The sequence below is a fragment of the Marisediminitalea sp. genome (genome assembly GCF_984433645.1).
Window position 1 is genome coordinate 1 of the sequence record NZ_CFIDRX010000290.1, and the last position, 2,527, is coordinate 2,527.

3 protein-coding genes are annotated in these 2,527 nt (G+C 49.1%); 2 read left to right on the top strand and 1 reads right to left on the bottom strand.

Annotation, left to right across the window (positions count from 1 at the left end; translation table 11 throughout):
• On the bottom strand, positions 1-191 hold a 191-nt coding region (locus AC4MRN_RS20430), incomplete at its 3' end, for a hypothetical protein (RefSeq protein WP_491204363.1).
• A 10-nt stretch (positions 192-201) separates the two neighbouring features.
• Here AC4MRN_RS20430 and AC4MRN_RS20435 point away from each other — a divergent pair.
• Entirely contained in the window at positions 202-1,668 is a 1,467-nt protein-coding gene (locus AC4MRN_RS20435) for a NarK family nitrate/nitrite MFS transporter (RefSeq protein ID WP_073323680.1), read from the top strand.
• A gap of 75 nt (positions 1,669-1,743) precedes the next feature.
• Positions 1,744-2,527: PP2C family protein-serine/threonine phosphatase (locus AC4MRN_RS20440; RefSeq protein WP_491204364.1), on the top strand; the 784-nt coding region annotated here is incomplete at its 3' end.

Below are 2,527 nucleotides of genomic sequence, written 5' to 3' on the forward strand. Positions count from 1 at the left end.
CTAAAGTGTGTATAGTGAGTCGTATTTTTATAACCTGCTGTAATATATAGCTTTTGAAATTTGGCTCGGTTATTGCTGATGTAATGACAGAATAAAGCAAGCTTGGCGTTTGCTAACAATTTGAATGAAGTTTGGTAATGAAGCCCGATCCTGTCGCCAGGATTGGGCTTTTTATTTTGTTTTTTGGACACGGTAGTAACAATGACTGCAGATAAATTTAATATTTTCTCTTTCACCGGGAAAATGAAAATACTTCACCTCTCCTGGATGGTGTTTTTCGTTACCTTCGTAGTGTGGTTTAATATGGCCCCACTTAAACAGGTGATCATGGGCGACATGGGCCTGAGCCTGGAAGAATGGAAAACCTTACTGATTTTAAACGTGGCGCTCACCATACCCGCCCGGGTTATTATCGGTGCGCTTACCGACAAATACGGACCGCGTTTAGTTTACTCTTCCCTGCTGGCAATCTGCTCTGTACCCTGTTTTTTATTCGCGTTTGCCAGCGACTTTACACAAATGGCCATTGCGCGTTTTGCGCTGGGTTTTATCGGTGCGGGTTTCGTCATCGGTATTCGCATGGTCAGCGAATGGTTCCCGCCTAAAGAGCTGGGCACGGCCGAAGGTATCTACGGCGGCTGGGGTAACTTTGGCTCTGCGGCAGCAGCCTTCACTTTACCTACACTGGCTGTAGTATTTGGTGGCGATGACGGCTGGCGTTATGCAGTAGCAATTACCGGTGTCCTGTGTGTTATTTTCAGTGTGATTTATTACACCAACGTCACCGATACCCCTAAAGGCTCCACTTATTTCCGACCCAAAAACCTCGGCGGTATGGAAGTCACCAGCAAAGGCGATTTCTACTTCCTGTTATTTATGAAAACGCCAATGTACCTGGCGCTGGCACTGCTTAACTGGAAGCTGTCTCCGAATGGCGTAGGCATGTTGTCGGCCGATGTGTGCACCTTTATCTATGTTGCGCTGTTTGCTATTTATTGCTTCGACGCGTATTCCAACTTCAAAGTTAATCGCGAGATTTTTGTGAAGCCGGTCGCAGAGCAACATCGCTATCAATTCAAACAAGTCGCGGTGCTGAACATTCTGTACTTCGCTACTTTCGGTTCTGAGCTAGCCGTGGTATCCATGCTACCTGCATTTTTTGCAGAAACGTTTGAGTTGTCGATGGCGACAGCCGGTTTGTTGGCGGGTATGTATGCCTTTATGAACCTGATGTCACGCCCTGGCGGTGGTATTATTTCTGACCGATTTGGCCGCAAGAAAACCCTGCTTATTCTGACTGCGGGTCTGGCGGGTGGTTACTTCACACTAAGTCATATCGATGCGAACTGGCCTGTATGGCTGGCCGTGCTGGCGGTAATGGCCTGCTCGTTCTTTGTGCAGTCAGGTGAAGGGGCGGTCTTTGCGGTTGTGCCGCTTATTAAACGCCGCCTTACCGGCCAGATTGCAGGTATGACCGGTGCTTACGGTAACGTGGGTGCGGTAACTTACCTGACTATCTATTCTTTTGTTGATGCGTCTACGTTCTTCCTGGTTATCAGTGGGACTGCCGCATTTGGCTTTATTGCGTTACTCTTTATGAAAGAGCCGAGTGGCGCAATTACCGAAGTGAACGAAGACGGTACCGTCGAACTGATTCACGTAGGTTAAACTTATTACCCAACAGGCATAAGTGTGGTAATGCACCTGTCCTCGCCAGAGGCAGGTGCTTTTTTTGGATAAAGCATGGCAAATTTGAATGTAAGTTTTGGCGGATACAGCAGCCAGGGGATCAAGTTTGAAAATCAGGACGCCTTTGCTGCCTGGCAGGGCGAGGGACAGCAACTGCGAGACAAAGGTGCAGTGGTTGCAATAGCCGACGGTGTCTCTGCCTGTAGTAAAGCCAAAGAAGCGGCAACCACGGTGGTTAACAACTTCATCTTTGACTACATGCAAACCCCTCCCAGTTGGTCGGTGAGCCGCTCGGTAGGGAAAATCCTAACCAGTCTGAATCGCTGGTGCCACGGTCAGTTTGACTATGCAGTGGGCGGCAGTAGTCAAATGCTAACCACATTCAGCAGCCTCGTGTTTAAGTCGACCACGGGTTTTTTAATGCATGTGGGTGATACCCGGGTCCACCGGTTTCAGCATGGCCAGCTCGAATTGCTCACCAACGATCACACGGCCAAACAACGAGCAAACTTTGTGCTCACTCGTGCCATTGGTCTGGACGCAAAACTCGATGTTGATTTTACCTCCTTTGCCCTGCAGCCGGGTGAACTGTATGTGCTTACCAGTGATGGGGTACATAGCTTTCTGTCGAACAAACAGTTGAAAACACTGCTGGCAGACTCTCAGGATCTGGAAGCGTCTGCGCGTAAGATCGTGCAAGCGGCGTTAGATGCCGGCAGTGATGACAATGTCAGTTGCTTGCTGGCAAGGGTGGAGAGTTTACCAGCGGTAGACGTACATGAATTGTCTGCGCATGGCGATCACCTTGTGATCCCGCCTGCGCTGGAAGTAGGGCAAA

Excerpts from the sequence above, each read along its gene's own strand:
- AC4MRN_RS20435 (WP_073323680.1), top strand. The coding sequence starts at position 202 with ATGACTGCAGATAAATTTAATATTTTCTCTTTCACCGGGAAAATGAAA.